This window comes from Streptomyces lichenis (assembly GCF_023218175.1).
In the GTDB taxonomy this organism is placed as follows: domain Bacteria; phylum Actinomycetota; class Actinomycetes; order Streptomycetales; family Streptomycetaceae; genus Streptomyces; species Streptomyces lichenis.
In genome coordinates, this window is sequence record NZ_JALPTH010000014.1 from 76,773 (window position 1) to 98,492 (window position 21,720).

Below are 21,720 nucleotides of genomic sequence, written 5' to 3' on the forward strand. Positions count from 1 at the left end.
GGCGGCGGGCGCGGGCCGACCCGGACAGGGCAGGTCTTCGAGGTATTCCCGCAGCTCGGCGGCGCTTTGCTGACGGCCCCTCACGGTGTGCCGTGTCCCGCCGGCGGGACACCGGGGCAACCGGCGAATCCGGGAGAAGCGCCCGGGAAGTGCGCGGGGCATAGCCGGCCGGGCATAGACCGGTGGGCATGGACGTTTGATCTCCTTGACCCTCCGAGAAGGGCCGGGATACGTTGCCGAAGGCTTTGACGCGGTCCGGTATTCCGAAATCCGAATACGGTCGGCGACCTCTTGTCCGGCTGCCCGAAGGTCGCCCCACCCTCGCCACCCCGGAGAAGTCCCTCTTCCTTCTCCGCTCTTTTCCGGGCGTTTCCCGGACGGTGGCGATCCGTTCATTCTTGCCTCTCTCCGGGCCTCTGTGCGCGGAGAACTCCCCGGAGGTGGAAGACGTGTCCGTCAGTGTCGGCACCGAGCTGCCCGTCACCGCCGCGCAACGCGAGATCTGGATGGCCGAGCAGCGCCTGCCGGCGCGGAACCGGGTATTCCGGGTGGGCGAGTACCTGGAGATCCACGGGCGGCTGGACCCGGTGCTCTGCGAGCGGGCGCTGCGGCTGGTGGTGGCCGAGGCCCAGGCCCTGCATGTGCGGTTCGCCGAACGCGGAGGCGAGGTGCGGCAGACCCTCCGGGAGCCCGGCGACTGGCCGCTGCCGGTGGTGGACCTCTCCGGGCACCCCGACCCCGGCCGGGCGGCCCGGGAGTGGCTGGACGAAGCGGTGGCCCGGCCGATGGACCCGGCCGGGGACCGGCTCTTCGCCTACGCGCTGCTCCGGTTGGGCGCCGACCGCTGGTACTGGTACCAGGGCTACCACCACGCGGCGATGGACGCCTTCGGGTCGCTGCTGGTCAACCGCCGGGTCGCCGAGGTGTACGGCGCCCTGGTGGCCGGCCGGCCGGTGGGCCCGAGCCCGTTCGGGCCGCTCTCCGCCCTGGTGGAGGCCGACCGGGCCTATCGTGCGTCCGCCCGGCTGGACGCGGACCGGGCGTACTGGCTGGCGCGGCTCGCCGACCGGCCCGAGCCCGTCGGGATCGTCGGCCGCCCCACCACCGTTCCGGACCACTACCTCCGACGGAGCGGCCGGCTGAGCGCCGAGGAGCTGGCGGGGCTGCGCGCGCTGGCCGCCCGCTGCCGGGCCCCCTGGTCGCATCTGGTCATCGCGGCCACCGCGCTCCGGCTGCACCGGACCACCGGCAACCCGACGGTGGTGCTGGGCCTGCCGGTGACGGCCCGGCTGGACCAGGTCCAGCGCCGGACACCCGGGACGGCGTCCAATGTGCTGCCGCTGCGGCTCACCCTCCGGCCGGAGTCGACGCTCGGCGAGCTGACCGCCCAGGTGGGCCGGGCGGTGCTCGAACTGGGCCGCCACCAGCGCTACCGGGCCGAGGACCTCCAGCGGGAGCTGGGGCTGCCCGGAGGGATCGGCGGCGGATACGCCCCGGTGGTCAATGTGATGTCCTTCGACCACGCCCTCTCCTTCGGCGGTCTGCCCACCACCGCGCACCCCCTCTCCTCGGGCCTGGTCGGCGATCTGGCGCTCGCGGTGTGGGACCGGCGGGACGGCGCCGGACCGGTGGTCGACCTCAACGCCCATCCCGAGCTCTGCTCCCAGCGTGAACTGGGCTTCCACCACCAGGGGTTGCTGACCGCGCTGCGGGCCGTGGCGCGGAGCGCGCCCAGCGAGCCGATCGGCCGGATCGACCTGGTCACCGGCGCCCAGCGGGCCGCACTGCTCGCCGTACCGGAGGTTGCGGAGCCGGGCGCGGAGGCGACCCTGCCGGAGCTGTTCGAGGCCCGGGTCAGGGCGACCCCGGACGCGGTGGCCGTGGTCGGCGGCGGGACCTCACGCACGTCCCCGGAGCCGACGTACCAGGAGCTGACGTACCGGGAGCTGAACGCCCGCGCCGATCGGCTCGCCCGGCGGCTGGCCGCGCACGGCGCGGGTCCCGAGCGGATCGTGGCGCTCGCCCTGCCGCGCTCGGTGGAGCTGGTGGTGGCCGTGCTGGCGGTCCTCAAGGCGGGCGCCGCCTATCTGCCGCTCGACCCGGCCTATCCGGCCGCCCGACTGGCCCATATGGTCACCGACGCCCGGCCGGCCCTGCTGGTCACCACCGGCGAGGCCGCCACCCGGCTGCCGCCCACCCCCGACCTGCCCGTCCTGCTGCTGGACGCCCCCGACACGGACACGGACACGGACAACGCTCCCGTGGCCACCGCACTCAGCCCGGACCACCCGGCCTATGTCATCTACACCTCCGGCTCCACCGGGCTGCCGAAGGGCGTGATCACCACCCACCGCAATGTGGTGCGGCTCTTCGAGGCGACCCGCAAGCAGTTCGGCTTCGGCGCGGACGACGTGTGGACGCTGTTCCACTCCTACGCCTTCGACTTCTCGGTGTGGGAGCTGTGGGGGGCCCTGCTGCACGGCGGGCGGCTGGTGGTGGTCGACCACGAGACCAGCCGGACACCCGGCGCTTTCCTCAAGCTGCTGGCCGACCAGCGGGTCACCGTCCTCAACCAGACGCCCTCCGCCTTCCACCAGCTGGCCCAGGCCGAGGCCGAGGCGCCCGACCCGGCGCGGCGGCTCGCGCTGCGCACCGTGGTCTTCGGCGGCGAGGCGCTGCGGCCCGCCCTGCTGGCCGACTGGTACCACCGCCACCCCGACGATGCCCCGGCGCTGGTGAACATGTACGGCATCACCGAGACCACGGTGCATGTCACCCACCACCCGCTCACCCGGGAGCGGGCGGAGTCCGGGACGGCGAGCGTGATCGGCACCGGGCTGCCGGACCTGCGCACCCATGTGCTGGACTCCGCCCTGCGGTTGCTTCCGCCGGGCGCGGTGGGCGAGTTGTATGTCGCCGGGCCCGGGCTGGCGCGCGGCTATCTGGGACGCCCGGCGCTGACCTCCGAGCGGTTCGTGGCCGACCCCTATGCGGCGGAGCCGGGGGCCCGGATGTACCGCACCGGGGATCTGGTGCGGTGGAACGAGGACGGTGAGCTGGAGTATCTGGGCCGCGCCGACCAGCAGGTCAAGGTGCGCGGTTTCCGGATCGAGCCGGGCGAGGTCGAGGCCGCGCTGACCGCCCATCCGGAGGTGGCCGAGGCGGCGGTGGTGGTGGTCCGGGGCGAGGGGCCCGGTGACATACGGCTGGTGGGCTACGCGGTGCCCAGGGGCGGCGAGTTACCGGCGGGAGAGCTGCGGGCGTTCCTCCGGGAGCGGCTGCCCGAGCATATGGTGCCGGCCGCCGTGGTGCTGCTGGAGCGGCTGCCGCTGACCGCCAACGGCAAGGTGGATCGTGCGGCGCTTCCGGAGCCCGACTTCGCGGCCGCAGCGGGCGGCGGTCGGGCGGCGCACGGTGAGCGGGAGCGGCGGATATGCGCGCTGTTCGCCGAGGTGCTGGGGCTGGAGCGGGTGGGGGTGGAGGACGGCTTCTTCGACCTGGGCGGGCACTCGCTGCTGGCCACCCGGCTGATCGCCCGGATCCGGGCCGTGTTCGGGGTGGAGCTGGAGCTGCGGACGCTCTTCGACGGTCCCACACCGGCGGCGGTGGCGGCCCATGTGGACGGCGCGGCCACCGGGCGGCCGGCGCTGACCGCACGGCCGCGCCCCGCAGTGCTCCCGCTCTCCTCGGCGCAGCGGCGGCTGTGGTTCCTGCACCGGATGGAGGGGCCGAGCGCCACCTACAACATCCCCCTGGTGGTCCGGCTGACCGGCGCGCTGGACCGGGAGGCACTGGGAGGCGCGCTGGCGGATGTGGCGGCGCGGCACGAGAGCCTGCGGACGGTGTACCCGGAGGACGGCGGCACGCCGTACCAGCGGGTGTTACCGCCCGAGGAAGCCGTCCCGCGCCTGGCGGTCATCCCGAGCACGGCGGCCGGTCTGCCGGCCGCGCTGGCGGCGGGCGCCCGGCACCCCTTCGACCTGGCCGGCCAACCGCCCCTGCGGGCCGAGCTGTTCGCCCTGTCCCCGACGGAGCACGCGCTGCTGGTGGTGGTGCACCACATCGCGGCGGACGGCTGGTCGATGGGCCCGCTTTCCGCAGAGCTGACTCAGGGGTACACCGCCCGTACGGAGGGCCGGGCGCCGCGGTGGGACCCGCTGCCGGTGCAGTACGCCGACTACACCCTCTGGCAGCACGAGCTGCTGGGCGACCAGAGCGACCCGGAGACGCCCTACGGCAGGCAGATCGCCTACTGGCGGCAGCGGTTGGCCGGGCTGCCCGACCACCTGCCCCTCCCCACGGACCGGCCGCGTCCGGCGGTGGCCACCTATCGGGGCGACTATCTGAACGTCGAGATCGCCCCCGAGCTCCACCAGCGGCTGGACGGTCTGGCCCGCGCCCATGGCGCCAGCCTCTTCATGGTGCTGCAAGCCGGGCTGGCCGCCCTCCACACCCGGCTCGGCGCCGGCCATGACATCCCCCTGGGCAGCCCCATCGCCGGACGGACCGACCAGCATCTCGACCGGCTCATCGGCTTCTTCGTCAACACGCTCGTCCTCCGCACCGACACCTCCGGGGATCCGTCCTTCGGCGAACTCCTGGACCGGGTACGGGAGTCGTCCCTCGGCGCCTACGCCCATCAGGATGTCCCCTTCGAGCATCTGGTGGATGTGCTCGACCCCGTCCGCACCCTCGCCCACCACCCCCTCTTCCAGACCATGCTGGCCCTCCAGAACGCCCCGGAGAGCACCTTCGACCTGCCGGGGGTGCGGGCCACCGTCGAGCTGGGCCGGACGGGGACGGCCAAGTTCGACCTGTTCTTCAGCCTCAGCGAGCGGCGGGGCCCGGACGGCGGGCTCCAGGGGCTGACGGGCCAGGTCGAGTACGCGAGCGATCTCTACGACGGTTGCACGGTTCGTACGCTCTTCGAGCGCTGGGTACGGCTGCTGGAGGCCGCGACCGCCGACCCGGATCGCCCGTTCAGCCGGATGGACATCCTCTCGGCCGAGGAGCGGCGCTCGCTGCTGGTCGAGTCGAACGACACGGAATTGCCCTTGCCGGACATGTCGTTGGGGCAGCTCTTCGCCCGCCAGGCCGCCCGGACCCCCGAGGCGGTGGCCGTACGCGACGGGGGCACCGGCTGGACGTACGCCGAGCTGGACGCCCGCGCCGACCGGATCGCCCGAGGCCTGGCGGACCGGGGCGTCCGCCCGGGTGACGCGGTGGCCGTACAGCTCCGGCGGTCGGCCGACGCGGTCGCCACCGTACTGGCGCTGGCGAAGGCCGGGGCGGTGTACGTGCCGCTGGACGAGCGCTACCCGGCCGAGCGCGTCCGCCATGTCCTCGCGGAGACGGGCGCCCGGCTGGTGGTCGCCGACGGGGGCGATCCCGGGCCCGTCGGCGCGGTACGGGTGGGTGACCTGGCGGCGGGCGATCCGGCCGCGCCGCCGCCGGCCTCCGTCCCACCCGAGGCGCCGGCCTATGTGATGTACACCTCCGGCTCCACCGGCACCCCCAAGGGCGTCCTGGTCAGCCACCGCAACGTCACCGCCCTCGCCCTCGACCCCCGCTTCGACCCCCGCGCCCACACCCGCGTACTCCTCCACTCCCCCGCCGCCTTCGACGCCGCCACCTACGAACTATGGGTGCCCCTCCTCAACGGCGGAACGGTCGTCATCGCGCCTCCGGGCGACCTCGATGTGCCGCTCCTTCAGCGGGTGATCGCCGAGCAGCGGGTGACCGCGCTCTGGCTGACCAGCTCCCTCTTCAACGTCGTCGCCGAACACACACCCGAGGCCCTGGCCACCGTCCGGCAGGTCTGGACCGGCGGCGAGGCGGTCTCCGCCACCTCCGTCCACCGCGTCCAGGCCACCTGCCCGGACACCCTCCTCATCGACGGCTACGGACCCACCGAGACGACCACCTTCGCCGCCCACCACCCCATCCCCCACCCCTATACCGGACCGCCCACCGTCCCCATCGGCCGCCCCATGGCCACCATGCGCACCTACGTACTCGATGACCACCTCCAACCCGTACCCCCCGGGGTGACGGGTGAGCTGTACCTCGGCGGTCAGGGACTCGCCCACGGCTATCTGCGGCAGTCCGCGCGCACCGCCGAGCGGTTCACCGCCGACCCCCACGCCACCACCCCCGGCACCAGGATGTACCGCACCGGAGACCTGGTCCGATGGAACCCCGACGGCGACCTGGAATACCAGGGCCGCGCCGATCAGCAGGTCAAGATCCGCGGCTTCCGCATCGAGCCCGGCGAGATCGAGAACGTGCTGACCGGCCATCCCGGCGTCGCCCAAGCGGCCGTCATCGTCCGCCAGGACCCGGCGGCCAAGGCAGCCGGCCGCCTGGTGGCCTATGTGGTCGGCGAGGTCTCCACGGGCGAGCTGGGGGCCTGGGTGCGCGGGCGGTTGCCGGAGTACATGGTGCCCTCGGTGTTCCTGGCGCTGGAGCGGTTGCCGCTGACGGCCAACGGCAAGCTGGACCTGGCAGCGCTGCCCGAGCCCGATACCAAGGCGGATGAGCCGGGCGGCCGGGCGCCGCGTTCGGAGCGCGAGCGGCTGCTCGCCGAGCTGCTGGCGCAGGCGCTGGGCGTGGAACGGGCCGGTGTGGAGGAGGACTTCTTCGCGCTGGGCGGGGACAGCATCGGCTCGATCCGGCTGGTGAGCCTTGCCCGTGCGGCGGGGCTCGGCTTCACCGTACGGGAGGTGTTCGAGCAGCGGACGGCGGCCGGACTGGCTGCTGTCGCCGAGGAGTTGGCGGATTCCGGGCCGGGGCGGCAAGAGGAAGGTTCGGGGATCGGCCGGGTGGAGCCGACGCCGATCATGCGCTGGTACCAGGCCCGTGGTGGCGACCTCGACCGCTTCCACCAGGGGATGCTGCTGCGGGTCCCGGCCGGGCTGGGCGTCGAGAGGCTCACCTCGGCCGTCCAGGCGCTGCTGGACCACCATGACGCCCTTCGGATGGCCCGTACCCAGGAGGATGGCGCGCTGGAGGTGCTGCCGGTGGGCGCCGTGGCGGCGGCCGGGCTGGTGCGCCGGGTGGAGGTGGACGGTGCCGGGGTGGACGAGGCGCTGCTGCGGGCCGAAGTGGCGGCGGCGGCCGGGCGATTGTCGGCCGCGCGGGGTGTGCTGCTCCAGGCGGTGTGGTTCGACGCCGGGGCGGACCGCCCGGGCCGCCTGCTGCTCCTGGTCAACCATCTGGTGGTGGACGGGGTGTCCTGGCGGATCCTGCTGCCGGACCTGGTCGCCGCCTGGCAGGCGGTGGCGGAGGACCGGCCGCCCCGGCTGGAACCGGTGGGCACCTCGCTGCGGCGCTGGTCGGAGCTGCTGGCGGCGGAGGCCGGCCGCCCGGACCGGGTGGCGGAGGCCGCGCTGTGGAACGGGGTGCTGGGCCCGGAGGATCCGCCGCTGACCGCCGACCGGCTCGACCCGGCGCGGGACACCGTCGGCGGGTCCCGCTCGCTCACCGTGTCGCTGCCGCCGGAGGTGACCGAGCCGCTGCTGACCTCGGTACCGGCCGCCTTCCACGCCGGGGTGGGCGATGTGCTGCTGGCCGCGCTGGGGCTGGCGGTCGCCCGGTGGCGCCGGGGCCATGGCCGGGGGCCGCACACCGCGCTGCTGGTCGATGTGGAGGGGCACGGCCGGGAGGAGATCGCCGAGGGGGTGGAGCTGACCCGCACCGTGGGCTGGTTCACCTCGCTCTATCCGGTGCGGATCGATCCGGGGCCGCTGGCCTGGGACGAGGTGACCGACGGCGGCCCGGGGCTGGGGCAGGCCCTGAAACGGGTCAAGGAGCAGGTGCGCGCGCTGCCGGACCGGGGCATCGGCTTCGGGCTGCTGCGCCATCTGCACCCGGAGCACCCGGTGGGCGGCGGGGCGGTACCGCAGCTGGGCTTCAACTATCTGGGCCGCTTCCCGGCCGCCGGGGCACCCGTGGCGCCCGGTTCCGAAGCGTCCGGGTGGACGGTGGCGCCGGAGGCCGGGCTGCTGAGCGGGGCCGACCCGGCGACGGCCCTGGCGCACGGCCTGGAGGTGAACTCCATGGTCCGCGACACCCCGGGCGGGCCGTCGCTGGAGGCCGTCTGGAGCTGGGCGCCCCGGCTGTGGGATGAGGAGCCGGTACGGGCGCTGGCCGAGCAGTGGTTCCAGGCGGTGCGCGGCCTGGTCCGGCACGGCGAGCGGTCCGGCACCGGCGGCCACACCCCGTCCGACTTCCCCCTGACCGAACTGAGCCAGCACGACATCGAGCAGCTCGAAGCCGCCTGGAGGATCAAGTGACGACCGCGTCCGGTCTGGAAGACATCCTGCCGCTCTCCCCGATGCAGGAGGGTTTGCTGTTCCACTCCCGCTATGAGCAGGACGGCGCGGACGTCTACGCGGTGCAGCATGTGTTCGAGGTGCGGGGCGCCCTGGACGGGGCGCGGCTGCGGGCGGCGGTGGAGGCGCTGGTGCGCCGACACCCGAATCTGCGGGCCGCCTTCCGGCAGGTGGACTCCGGGCAGACCGTGCAGCTGGTGGCCCGTGAGGTGGAGCTGCCCTGGGAGGAGTACGACCTGTCCGCGCTGCCGGGCGGCGCGGCGGAGGCCGAGGCGGAGCGGATCGCGGCCAAGGAGCACGGCCGCCGGTTCGACCTGGCCGAGCCGCCGCTGCTGCGGTTCTCGCTGCTGCGGCTGGCCGGGGAGCACCACCGGCTGGTGCTGACCACCCACCATGTGCTGCTGGACGGCTGGTCGACACCGATCCTGGTACGGGAGCTGGAGGCGCTGTACGCCGCCGGCGGCGACCCGTCGGCGCTGCCCCGCCCCACCCCGTACCGCGGCTATCTGCGCTGGCTGGCCGAGCAGGACCGGCCGGGCGCGGAGGCGGCCTGGCGGGAGGCGCTGGCCGGTCTGGAGCAGCCCACGCTGCTGGCCCCGGTGGACCCGGCGCGCGCCGGGCTGATGCCGGAGCGGATCACCCGGGAGCTGGACGAGGACCGCACGGCGGCGCTCACCGCCTGGGCGCGGCGGGAGGGGGTCACCCTCAACACGGTGCTCCAGGCGGCCTGGGGGCTGGTGCTCAGCCGACGCACCGGGCAGGACGATGTGGTGTTCGGGGCGGTGGTGTCGGGGCGCGACCCTCGGCTGCCGGGGGTCGAGTCGATGGTGGGGCTGCTGATCGGCATGGTGCCGGTACGGGTCGGGCTGGACCCGGCCACGCCGCTGCGGGAGGCGGTGGCCCGGCTCCAGCGGGAGCAGTCGGCGCTGACCGGCCACCAGCACCTCGGGCTGGCCCGGATCCAGCAACTGGCCGGGCAGGGCGATCTGTTCGACACCTCGCTGGTGTTCGAGAACTACCCGTGGGACGGCCCGGCGGCGGAGCCGGGCGCCGGTCCGCGGATCGCCCCGGATCTGGCCCGGGGCCGGGACGCCACGCACTATCCGCTCACCCTGATCGCCGCTCCGGGGCGCCGGCTGTATCTGCGGCTGGACTACCGGGGCGACCTGTTCGACCGGGCCGAGGCGCAGGGGTTCGTGGACCGGCTGGTGCGGGCGCTGGACACGGTGGTCGACGGCGCGGAGCAGCCGGTCGGCCGGATCGATCTGCTCGGTGAGGAGGAGCGGCGGGCGCTCCCGGCCGCAGGGGAGGCGTCCGCGCTGCCGCCCGGTTCCTCCCTGCCCGGCCTGTTCGAGGCGCGGGCGGCCGGGGCACCGGAGGCGCCGGCCGTGGTGTGCGGCGGGGCCACGGTGGCGTACGGGGAGCTGAACGCCCGGGCCAACCGGCTGGCCCGGCTGCTGGCGGCGCGCGGGCTCGGCCCGGAGGACGTGGTGGCGCTGGCCCTGCCCCGCTCGGTGGAGCTGGTGGTGGCCCTGCTGGCGGTGCTGAAGACGGGCGCGGCCTATCTGCCGCTGGACCCGGCCTATCCGGCGGCCCGGCTGGCCCGGATGGCGGGCGACGCCCGGCCCGCGCTGCTGCTGACCCGTACGGCGGATGTGGTGGAGGCGCCGCCCGGGGTGCCGGTGCTGCTCCTCGACGGTGCGGAGACCACCGCCGAGCTGGCCGCCCGGCCCGTACACGACCTCACCGACGCGGACCGCACCGCCCCACTGGACCCACGCCACCCGGCGTATGTCATCTACACCTCGGGATCGACCGGGCTGCCCAAGGGCGTGGTGATGCCGGCCGGGGCGCTGCTGAACCTGCTGCGCTGGCACCAGGGGGCGGTGGGAGGTGAACCGGGCGAGCGGGTGGCGCAGTTCACCGCGGTCGGCTTCGACGTCTCGGCGCAGGAGGTGCTGTCGGCGCTGACCTCCGGCAAGACGCTGGTGGTGCCGGACGAGGAGGTACGGCGGGACGCGGCGCGATTGGCCGTGTGGCTGGGCGAGGAGCGGGTGGCGGAGCTGTTCGCGCCCAATCTGGTGCTGGAGGCGCTGGCCGAGGCGGCCGGTGAGCGGGGTCTGGCACTGCCGGAGCTGCGCACGGTGGCGCAGGCGGGTGAGGCGCTGACCCTGGGCGGCCCGGTCCGGGCCTTCGCCCGCTCGGCGCCGGGCCGGACGCTGCACAACCACTACGGCCCGACGGAAACGCATGTGGTGACCGCGCACACCCTCGGCGGCGACCCGGACGGCTGGCGGCTGCCCGCGCCGATCGGCCGGCCCATCGCGGGCGTGCGCGCCTATGTGCTGGGCAGCGGGCTGCGGTTGGCCGCCCCCGGGGTGGTGGGCGAGCTGTACATCGCGGGCGCCGGGCTGGCGCGCGGCTATCTGGGGCGGCCCGGGCTGACCGCCGAGCGGTTCGTGGCCGACCCCTACGCGGTCGAGCCTGGGGGCAGGATGTACCGCACCGGGGACCTGGTGCGGTGGAACGCGGACGGCGAGCTGGAGTACGTGGGCCGTGCCGACCAGCAGGTCAAGATCCGGGGTTTCCGGATCGAGCCCGGCGAGGTGGAGAAGGTCCTCACCGACCACCCCGGGGTCGCCGGAGCGGCGGTCCTTCCCCGGACGGACCAGCCCGGCCGGACCCGGTTGGTGGCCTATGCGGTGGCCAGGGACGCCGGACTGCGGGCGGAGGAGCTGACCGCGTACGCCCGGGAGCAGCTGCCCGAGCACATGGTCCCGGCCGCCGTGGTGCTGCTGGAGCGGCTGCCGCTGACCGCCAACGGCAAGCTGGACCGGGCCGCGCTGCCCGCGCCCGAACTCACCTCGCCCGGCTTCGGCCGGGAGGCCCGTACCCCGCAGGAGCAGATCGTCTCCGACCTCTTCGCCCAGGTGCTGGGGCTGCCCCGGGTCGGGGTGGAGGACGACTTCTTCGAGCTGGGCGGCCACTCGCTGCTGGCCACCCGGCTGATCGCCCGCATTCGGGCCGCGCTGGGCGTGGAGGTCGGGCTGCGGACGCTGTTCGAGGCGAGGACGGCCGCCGCGGTGGCGGCCCGGCTGGACACCGCGGGCCCGGCCCGGCCCGCGCTGACCCGGCAGCGGCTGCCGGAGCGGGTGCCGCTCTCCTTCGCCCAGCGCCGGCTGTGGTTCCTGCACCGGATGGAGGGCCCCAGCGCCACCTACAACATCCCGCTGGCACTGCGGCTGACCGGTGGGCTGGACCGGGAGGCCCTGCGGGGCGCGCTGGCGGATGTGACGGACCGGCACGAGAGCCTGCGGACGGTGTTCCCGGAGGTGGAGGACACCCCGTACCAGCGGGTGCTGCGGCAGGTGGGGCTGGAGCTTCCGGCCCGGGACACCGGCGAGGAGCAGGTGGAGGGGGCGCTGCGGGCGGCGGCCCGGTACCCCTTCGACCTGGCGACCGAACCCCCGCTGCGGGCCGAGCTGTTCCGGCTGGCACCGGACCGGCACGTCCTGCTCCTCGTGCTGCACCACATCGCGGGGGACGGCTGGTCGCTGGGCCCGCTCGCCGCCGACCTGGCCACCGCCTACACCGCCCGCGCGGAGGGCCAGGCACCCGAGTGGGCGCCGCTGCCGGTGCAGTACGCCGACTACACCCTCTGGCAGAACGAACTCCTCGGCGACCACGACGACCCCGACAGCCTCTTCACCACCCAGGTCGACTACTGGACCCGGCAACTGGCCGGACTCCCCGACCAGTTGATCCTGCCCGCCGACCGGCCCCGCCCGGCAGTGACCAGCTACCGCGGCGACTACCTCACCGTGGACATCGACCCCGAACTCCACCAGCGGCTCGCCGACCTGGCCCGCGCCCATGGCGCCAGCCTCTTCATGGTGCTGCAAGCCGGACTGGCCGCCCTCTACACCCGGCTCGGCGCGGGTACGGACATCCCCCTCGGCAGCCCGATCGCCGGACGCACCGACCACCATCTCGACCATCTGGTCGGCTTCTTCGTCAACACGCTCGTGCTCCGCACCGACACCACCGGAGACCCCAGCTTCACCGAACTCCTGGGCCGGGTAAGGGAAACGAGTCTCGCCGCCTACGCCCACCAGGACGTCCCCTTCGAGCACCTGGTGGATGTGCTCAACCCCGCCCGCACCCTCGCCCACCACCCGCTCTTCCAGACCATGCTGGCCCTGCAGAACGCCCCCGAGGGCGTCTTCCGGCTCCCCGGCCTCCGGGTGGACATCGAACCCGGCCGCACCGGCACCGCCAAGTTCGACCTCTTCTTCAGCCTGGTCGAACAGCGCGGGACGACGGGCCGGCCCGAGGGCATCACCGGAGCCGTCGAGTATTCCAGCGACCTCTACGACCCGGGCAGTGTCCGTGCACTTTTCGACCGCTGGGTGCGGCTGCTGGACGCGGCCACCGCCCACCCGGACCAGCCGCTCAGCCGGATCAGCCTGCTGACCGCCGCCGAGTACGGGCAGGTGCTCGGCGACTGGCAGCGGACGGAGACCGTACTCGGGGCCGGACTGCTGCCGGACCGGTTCGCCGCACGGGCGGCACAGACCCCCGAGGCGGTGGCGCTGATCGCCGGGGAGCGGGAATGGTCGTACGGGGAGCTGAACGGCCGCGCCAACCGGCTGGCGCACGCCCTGCTGCAGCGGGGCGCCGGACCGGACCAGGTGATCGCCCTGGCCCTGCCCCGCTCGGCCGAGCTGGTGGTCGCCCTGCTGGCGGTGCTGAAGACCGGGGCCGCCTATCTGCCGCTGGACCCGGACCATCCGGCCGGGCGGCTGGCGTACGTCCTGGCGGACGCCCGGCCCGCGCTGCTGCTCACCACCACCGGCACCGACGCGCGGATCCCGGACCAGGACGGCGTACCGCCCCGGCTGGTACTGGACACCCCGGAGGCGGAGGCACTGCTCGACCGGGGCCCGGACACCGACCCGTCCGACGCCGACCGGGCCGCCCCGCTGCGGGCCGAGGACGCCGCCTATGTCATCTACACCTCCGGTTCCACCGGCCGCCCCAAGGGGGTGGTGGTGCCGCACGGGGCGCTGGTCAACTTCCTGGTGGGCATGGGCCGGATGGTGCCGCTGCGACCGGAGGAGCGGCTGCTGGCGGTGACCACGGTCGCCTTCGACATCGCCGCGCTGGAGCTCTACCACCCGCTGCTGTCCGGGGCCGCCGTGGTGCTCGCCCCCAAGGAGGCGGTGCCGCAGCCCTCGGCCGTACTCGACCTGATCACCCGGCACGGCGTCACCGCCGTGCAGGGCACCCCCTCGCTCTGGCAGCTGCTGGTCGGGCACGAGCCGGAGGCGCTGCGGGGCCTGCGGATCCTGGTCGGCGGTGAGGCCTGCCCGCCGGTGCTCGCCGAGTCGCTGCGCGCGCTCACCGACGATCTCACCAATCTCTACGGGCCGACCGAGACGACGATCTGGTCCACCGCCGCACGGCTCTCCGAGGGCCCGGGCGGGACTCCGCCGATCGGGCGGCCGATCGCCAACACCCGGGTGTACGTCCTGGACGAGGGGCTCGCTCCGGTGGCACCCGGGGTGGTGGGCGAGCTGTACATCGCGGGCGCCGGGCTGGCGCGCGGCTATCTGGGGCGGCCGGGTCTCACCGCCGAGCGGTTCACGGCCGACCCGTTCGGGACGGTGCCCGGGGGCCGGATGTACCGGACCGGGGACCTGGTGCGGTGGAAGGCCGACGGTCAGCTGGAATACCTCGGCCGGGTGGACCACCAGGTGAAGGTGCGGGGCTTCCGAATCGAGCCCGGCGAGATCGAGAGCGTCCTCACCGACCACCCGGGCATCGCCCAGGCCGCCGTCACCGTCCGCGAGGACCAGCCCGGTGACGCCCGGCTGGTCGCCTATGTGGTGGCCGACACCTCGGCGGGGGCCCAGGAGGAGCAGGGGGCGGAGCAGGAGCAGCTCAGCGAGTGGCTGGACCTGTACGACGCGGTCTACACCTCGGCGCAGGAGACCGCCTTCGGCGAGAACTTCGCCAGTTGGAACAGCAGTTACGACGGGCAGCCGATCCCGCTGCCGGAGATGCGGGAGTGGCGGGACCGGACGGTCGCACGGATCCGGGAGCTGGGCCCCCGCCGGGTGCTGGAGATCGGCGTCGGCACCGGACTCCTCCTCGCCCGACTGGCACCGCACTGCGCGGAGTACACCGGCACCGACTTCTCCCCCACCGTCATCGCCGAGTTGCAACGCCATGTGACGGCAGACCCGGTACTCGCAGCCCGGGTCACCCTGCACACCCGGCCCGCGCATGACTTCGACGCCCTCCCGGCCGACCACTACGACACCGTGGTGATCAACTCGGTGGCGCAGTACTTTCCCAGCGCCGGCTATCTGGAGCAGGTCCTCCACAACGCCCTGCGGGTGCTGGCGCCCGGTGGATCGGTCTTCGTCGGCGATCTGCGGAACCCCCGGCTGCTGCGCACCTTCACCAGCGCCGTCCAGACCGCCCGCGCCGCCGACCCCGCCGACACCCCCGCCATCCGCCGCGCCGTCGAACAGAGCCTGGTCCTGGAGAAGGAACTCCTGGTCGACCCCGAATACTTCACCGCCCTCACCCACCACCTCCCCGACCTCGCCGGCACCGACATCCGCGTCAAGGACGGCACCGCGCGGAACGAACTCACCCGCTACCGCTACGACGCCGTCCTGCACAAGACCGGAGCCGGTGCCCCGCTCCACTCGCTCACCGACGCGCCAGTGGAGGCCTGGACCGGGGATATCTCCGCCCTGGCTCATCGGTTGCGCACCGAGCGGCCCGCCGAGCTGCGGGTCACCGGGGTGCCCAACCCCCGGCTCCTCGGTGAACTAGCCCTCCAGCGGGCGTTGGAGGGCGATGTCACCCCGCCGCCCGCCTCCGAGGCCGGTACCGAACTCGCGGAGTTCACCGCCCTCGGCGCGGAGCACGGCTACTGGACGGCCGCCACCTGGAACACCCAGGAGGCCGGGGCGGTCGATGTGGTCCTGGTCGACCGGGACCGGCTCGGGGACCGGGTCCCGGTCGGCGTCTACGCGCCCCTCGCCACCGGCGGCTCCGCCGTGCCGCTCGCCACCTGGACCACGCATCCGGCGACCCGGCGCGGCACCGGGGCACTGGTCGCCGCGGTGCGCGAGCATGCCCGCCACCAACTGCCGGAGTACATGCGGCCCTCGGCCGTCGTCCCGCTCGACCGGCTGCCGCTGACCGCCAACGGCAAGCTGGACCGGGCCGCGCTGCCCGCGCCCGAGTTCACCTCCGCCGGGCTCGGCCGGGAGCCGCGCACCCCGCAGGAGCAGATCGTCCGCGATCTCTTCGCCCAGGTGCTGGGGCTGCCCCGGGTCGGGGTGGAGGACGACTTCTTCGAGCTGGGCGGCCACTCGCTGCTGGCCACCCGGCTGATCGCCCGGATCCGCGCCGCGTTCGGGGTGGAGCTGGAGCTGCGCGCGCTGTTCGAGGGTCCGACTCCGGCGGCGGTGGCCGCGCTGCTGGACACCGCGGGCCCCGGGCGGCTGGCGCTCACCGTCCGGGAGCGCCCCGAGGTGCTGCCGCTCTCCTTCGCCCAGCGCAGGCTGTGGTTCATCCACCAGATGGAGGGCCCCAGCGCCACCTACAACATCCCGCTCGCTCTGCGGCTGACCGGTGCGCTGGACCGGGACGCGCTACGGGCCGCCCTGGGCGACCTGGTGGCGCGGCACGAGAGCCTGCGGACGGTGTTCCCGGAGGCCGACGGCACCCCGTGGCAGCGGCTGCTGGCACCGGAGGCGGCGGCGCCCCGGGTGACGCTCACCCCGACGGACGAGGCCGGGTTGGCCGAGCTGCTGCGGTCGGCCGCCTGCCATCCCTTCGACCTGGCCGGTGAACCACCGCTGCGGGCCGAGCTGTTCGAGCTGTCGGCGGAGGAGCACGTCCTGCTGCTGGTGGTGCACCACATCGCGGGGGACGGCTGGTCGCTGGGCCCGCTCGCCGCCGACCTGGCCACCGCCTACACCGCCCGCGCGGAGGGCCAGGCACCCGAATGGGCCCCGCTGCCGGTGCAGTACGCCGACTACACCCTCTGGCAGAACGAACTCCTCGGCGACCACGACGACCCCGACAGCCTCTTCACCACCCAGGTCGACTACTGGACCCGGCAACTGGCCGGACTGCCGGACCAGCTGGTCCTGCCGACCGACCGGCCCCGCCCGGCGGTGACCAGCTACCGGGGCGACTACCTCACCGTGGACATCGACCCCGAGCTCCACCAGCGGCTGGCGGACACCGCCCGTGCGCACGGTGCCAGCCTCTTCATGGTGCTCCAGGCCGGGCTGGCCGCCCTCTACACCCGCCTGGGTGCCGGCCATGACATCCCCCTCGGCAGCCCGATCGCCGGACGCACCGACCACCATCTCGACCAGCTCATCGGCTTCTTCGTCAACACCCTGGTGCTCCGCACCGACACCAGCGGTGACCCCAGCTTCACCGAGCTGCTGGGCCGGGTCAGGGAGACCTCGCTCGCCGCCTACGCCCACCAGGACGTCCCCTTCGAGTATCTGGTCGAGCACCTCAACCCCACCCGTACTCTCGCCCACCACCCGCTCTTCCAGACCATGCTGGCGCTCCAGAACGCCCCCGAGGGGGTCTTCCACCTGCCCGGCGTCCGGGTGGACATCGCCCCCGGCCGCACCGGCACCGCCAAGTTCGACCTCTTCTTCAGCCTCGCCGAGCAGCGCGGCCCCGACGGCCGGCCCCAGGGCATCGGCGGTGCCGTCGAATACTCCAGCGATGTCTACGACCCGCCCTCGGTCCGTGCCCTGTTCGCTCGCTGGGTGCGGCTGCTGGACGCGGCCACCGCCCACCCGGACCGCCCGCTCAGCGGTATCGATCTGCTGACCGCCGAGGAGCAGCACCGGGCGCTCGCCGAGCGGAACGCCACCGCGCTCGATCTCCCCGAGGCCTCACTCGGGGAGCTGTTCGGGCGCCAGGCGGCCAGGACCCCGCAGGCTGCGGCGGTCGTGGACGGCGGCACCGAGTGGACCTACGCCGAGTTGGCGGGCCGGGTGGGCGCTCTGGCGCACCGGCTGGTGGAGCGGGGGGTGCGGCCCGGTGACGCGGTGGCCGTGCTGCTCCAGCGGTCGGCCGAGTCGGTCGCCACGGTGCTGGCCCTGGCGATGGCGGGAGCGGTGTACGTACCCCTGGACACCCGCTATCCGGCCGAGCGCATCCGCCATGTACTGGCCGAGACCGGGGCCGAACTGATCGTCACCGACGAGGTGTCGCGGGCCGAGCTGCCCCCGTCCGACGCGGATGTGCTGCTGGTCTCGACGGAGGGGACGGTGGAGTTCTCCGCCGTGGAGGTGCCGGTGGAGGCGCCGGTCTATGTGATGTACACCTCCGGCTCCACCGGCACCCCCAAGGGCGTGCTGGTCAGCCACCGCAACGTCACCGCCCTCGCCCTCGACCCCCGCTTCGACCCCGACGCCCACAGCCGCGTACTGCTCCACTCCCCCGCCGCCTTCGACGCCGCCACCTATGAACTGTGGGTGCCCCTCCTCAACGGCGGAACAGTCGTCATCGCGCCCCCTGGCGACCTCGATGTGCTCGACTACCAGCGGGTGATCGCCGAACAGCGGGTCACCGCCTGCTGGCTGACCAGCTCCCTCTTCAACGTCATCGCCGAACACACACCCGAGGCCCTGGCCACCGTCCGGCAGGTCTGGACCGGCGGCGAGGCGGTCTCCGCCACCGCCGTCCACCGCGTCCAGGCCACCTGCCCCCACACCCTTCTCATCGACGGCTACGGACCCACCGAGACCACCACCTTCGCCGCCCACCACCCCATCCCCCACCCCTACACCGGACCCCCGACCGTCCCCATCGGCCGCCCCATGGCCACCATGCGCACCTATGTCCTGGACGACCGCCTCCAACCCGTACCCCCCGGGGTCATCGGTGAGCTCTATCTGGGCGGCCACGGTCTCGCCCACGGCTATCTCCACCAGACCGGGCTGACCGCCGAGCGGTTCACCGCCGACCCCCATGCCACCACACCCGGCGCCCGGATGTACCGCACCGGAGACCTGGTCCGATGGAACACCGACGGCGACCTGGAATACCAGGGCCGCATCGACCAGCAGGTCAAGATCCGCGGCTTCCGCATCGAGCCCGGTGAGATCGAGAAGGTCCTCACCGGCCATCCCGGTATCGCCCAGGCGGCCGTCACCGTCCGCGAGGACCAGTCGGGGGGTGCCCGGCTGGTCGCCTATGTGGTCGCCGACAGCTCGGCCCCGTCGGGCGAGGAGGAGGAGCAGGACCAGATCGCCGAGTGGCAGGACCTGTACGACTCCCTCTACGCCCAACCGGACGCGGAGTTCGGCGAGGACTTCTCCGGGTGGAACAGCAGCTACGACGGACAGCCGATCCCGCTGACGGAGATGCGGGAGTGGCGCGAGGCGACCGTGCGGCGTATCCGCGAGCTGGGCCCCCGCCGGGTGCTGGAGATCGGCGTCGGCACCGGTCTGCTCCTCGCCCATCTGGCGCCGCACTGCGCGGAGTACACCGGCACCGACTTCTCCCCCACTGTCATCGCCGAGTTGCAACGCCATGTGACCGCCGACCCCGATCTGGCCGCCCGGGTCACCCTGCGCACCCAGGCGGCCCATGAGCACGGCGGGTTGCCGGCCGGCCACTTCGACACGGTCGTGATCAACTCGGTGGTGCAGTACTTCCCCGACGCGGGCTATCTGGCCCAGGTCATCGAGCACGCCTTTCATCTGCTCGCTCCCGGCGGCGCGGTGTTCCTCGGCGATCTGCGTCACCCCCGGCTGCTCCGTACCTTCACCAGCGCCGTCCAGACCGCCCGCGCCGCCGACCCCACCGACACCCCCGCCATCCGCCGCGCCGTCGAACAGAGCCTGGTCCTGGAGAAGGAACTCCTGGTCGACCCCCAATACTTCACCGCCCTCACCCACCACCTCCCCGACCTCGCCGGCACCGACATCCAGCTCAAGCGGGGCACCGCGCAGAACGAACTCACCCGCTACCGCTACGACGCCGTCCTGCACAAGACCGGCCCCGGTGCCCCCCTCCACCCACTCACCGACGCACCCGCCCTGGTGTGGGACCGGGACCTCGGCGGCCTGGCCCGGTGGCTGGGCACCGAGCGGCCGGACGCGCTGCGGGTGGTCCGGGTGCCCAATCCCAGGATCGCGCCGGACCTGGCGGCCCAGCGGGCCCTGGAGTCGGCCGCCGTCCCGTCCGCCGCCCACCCGGGCCCGGATCTCGGGGAGTTCACCGCCCTCGGGGAGGAGCACGGCTACCGTACGGCGATCAGCTGGAACGCCCAGGACCCGGCCGCCGTGGACGTGGTCTATGTGCGGCGGGAGCTGCTGGACGGGGCGGCGCCCACCGGGACGTACGCCTCGGGCGGGGCGGGGAGCGCCGGTGCCCCGCCGGCGGCCTGGACCAGCAGTCCGGCCACCGCCCGGGGCACCGCCGCACTGCTCGGCTCGGTACGGGACCACGCGCGGAGCCATCTGCCGGAGTACATGCGGCCCTCGGCGGTCGTGCCGCTGGTCCGGCTGCCGCTGACCGCCAACGGCAAGCTCGACCGGGCGGCACTGCCCGCGCCGGACGGGGAGCGCGCCGACATCGGCCGGGCGCCCGCCACCCCGCAGGAGCAGGTGGTGTGCGAGCTGTTCGCCGAGGTGCTGGGCCGGCCGGTGGTCGGGGTGGACCAGGACTTCTTCGAGCTGGGCGGGCACTCGCTGCTGGCCACCCGGCTGATCGCCCGCCTCCGCGCCGCCTTCGGGGCCGAGCTGGGGTTGCGCAGCCTGTTCGAGGCGCCGACGCCCGGGGGGATCGCCGCCCGGCTGGACATGGACGACCCGGACGGCTCCTACGAGGTGCTGCTGCCGCTGCGGACCGGGGGCAGCCGGCCGCCGCTGTTCTGCGTCCACCCGGGCGGCGGTATCAGCTGGTCGTACAGCGCGCTGATCAAGCACCTCGGGCCGGAGTACCCGCTGTACGGCATCCAGGCCCGCAGCCTGGCCCGGCCGGAGCCGCGGCCGAGCAGCGTGGAGGAGATGGCGGTGGACTACGCCGACCAGATCCAGACGGTGCAGCCGCACGGCCCGTACCACCTGGCCGGCTGGTCCTTCGGCGGGCTCTGCGCGCACGCGCTGGCCGCGGAGTTCCAGCGGCGCGGCGAACCGGTGGGGCTGGTCGCGGTGCTGGACGTGATCCCGGACTGGCAGGGCCTGACCCACGCCGACGTCCCCGCCCCGGACGACCGGGTGATGCTGCTGTACCACGTGGGGCTGGTGGACGACGGCAGCCACCGCCACGAGGACGGGCCGATGACCTTCGCCAAGGCGCGGGACATCCTGCGCCGGCAGGGCAGTGTGCTGGCCAACCTGGACGAGGACCGGCTCGGCACCATCACCGAGATCTCGGCCAACAACACCCATCTCACGGTCGACTACCGGCCCGGGCCGATCGACGGCGACCTGCTGCTGATCGCCTGCGAGGAGCAGCAGGACCCGCCGGTCACCGCCGAGGCCTGGGCGCCGTATGTACGCGGCTCCGTCGAGGCCCATGTGGTGCCCGGGGAGCACGGCACCATGCTCAACCGTCCGGCCACCCTGTCCGAGCTCGGCCGGATCCTGTCCACCAAGCTCCACGAAGTCCACGAGCAGCGCGTACTCAACGAATCGCAGGAACCGACACCCGAGGACCGGGACCGATGCTGACCGATGTGTTCTCCGTCGACCTGGCCAAGTCCCTCCAGGCCGTCGACGGCTGGCTGAGCGACTACATCCGCCGCCCGCACCCCGACTTGGGCCGCTCGGGCCCGGTGTGCCCGTTCGTCGCGCCCGCCCAGAAGGCCGGGGCGCTGGAGATCCGGGTGCGGCTGGTGGGCCCGACCCCGAGCCTGACCCTGGTGGAGGAGATCATCCGCTGCGCCCTGGACGAGTTCGGCGAGTTGGACTGGAAGTCGGGAAACCCCCATCTGCGTTCGCTGCTGCTGGTGCTGCCGGACCTGTCGTACGCACAGCTCGGGCTGCTGGACGCGGCGCATACCGCGCTGAAGCCGGAGAGTGTGCGGCGCGGGCTGATGATCGGCCAGTTCCACGAACGGTGCACCGAACGGGGGGCGCACAACCCGGAGTTCGAGGTGAGCTGGGCCCCGGTGCCGATGGTGGCGGTGCGGTCGATGGCCATCCACGATGTGCTGTTCCTGGCGGACCGGCGGGAGTGGTTCGAGGAGTACGCGAGCCGCTTCGGGGTCCGCTACCGCGAGTCGGGGCACGGGGTGGACCCGGTGCTGACCCGGGTGTACGAGCGGGCCCGCGCCGCCTATGGGACGGAGGGCACCCCATGACCCGGGAGGCTG

Annotated in this window: 3 protein-coding genes; all 3 read left to right on the forward strand. The window is 73.9% G+C overall.

Annotated elements, in window-relative coordinates; genetic code table 11:
• The first annotated feature begins 449 nt into the window (after nt 1-449).
• The 3 genes from M1O15_RS15945 to M1O15_RS15955 are packed head-to-tail and all read left to right on the forward strand — an operon-like array spanning nt 450 to nt 21,708.
• Nucleotides 450-8,294, forward strand: a complete 7,845-nt coding sequence (locus M1O15_RS15945; protein WP_308282349.1) for a non-ribosomal peptide synthetase — start codon at nt 450-452, stop codon at nt 8,292-8,294.
• Nucleotides 8,291-21,076, forward strand: a complete 12,786-nt coding sequence (locus M1O15_RS15950) for a non-ribosomal peptide synthetase (protein WP_308282350.1) — start codon at nt 8,291-8,293, stop codon at nt 21,074-21,076. Before M1O15_RS15945 ends, M1O15_RS15950 begins: the two co-directional genes overlap by 4 nt.
• Nucleotides 21,070-21,708: a DUF6875 domain-containing protein gene (locus M1O15_RS15955; protein ID WP_248634508.1), complete on the forward strand. Its 639-nt coding sequence runs from the start codon at nt 21,070-21,072 to the stop codon at nt 21,706-21,708. The genes M1O15_RS15950 and M1O15_RS15955 overlap by 7 nt, the downstream gene beginning before the upstream one ends.
• Nucleotides 21,709-21,720 lie beyond the last annotated feature (12 nt).